Below are 496 nucleotides of genomic sequence, written 5' to 3'. Positions count from 1 at the left end.
GGCCGATTCTGCCGTCGAGTAGGACTACCAGTCCCGACTCGCGCGCAATCTGGAGTATGTCTAAATTCATCGCTGCCTCCATTTCTGGTCCCATCTCAAAAGCAACGCAGGTGCCCGTCACCATGACGAGCGGAATTTATGGCTGTCCCCAAGCAAACGCATTTTTCCGGGATGACGCCTGGATGGCTTTAACTTCACGCCGCTCCGTTCGAAATGGTTGTCTTACGTACGACGCTATGAGCGCGCTTCCGGTGTACGCTCGTCTCGCGTACAGCGCTCGTGACCTTCAGTCTTAAAAACTTCGAAAGATGGGCACTCTTCTACATGCCGGCAGGCCATCGTCACGTCATCGTTATCGGTACACCGCTCGGCGGCCTGGCCGCGCTGCGAACGGTCCTATCCGCTTTCCCGCAAGGCCTGCATGCAACTGTGCTCGTTGTCATGCATGTCGGCAATCAGCGCAGCCTTCTACCCGAGCTTCTCGCGCCGCATTGCC

General features: G+C 57.3%; 1 protein-coding gene. It reads left to right on the top strand.

The window, feature by feature from the left end:
- Positions 1–279 precede the first annotated feature (279 nt).
- Positions 280–496, top strand: a 217-nt coding sequence (locus QCE48_RS32070) for a chemotaxis protein CheB (RefSeq protein WP_309794507.1), incomplete at its 3' end; no start/stop codon positions are given.

The organism is Caballeronia sp. LZ024 (genome assembly GCF_031451455.1).
GTDB lineage: Bacteria > Pseudomonadota > Gammaproteobacteria > Burkholderiales > Burkholderiaceae > Caballeronia > Caballeronia telluris.
The sequence above is the reverse complement of the archived record's forward strand: the minus strand, read 5'-3'. Positions and strand labels throughout refer to the sequence as shown.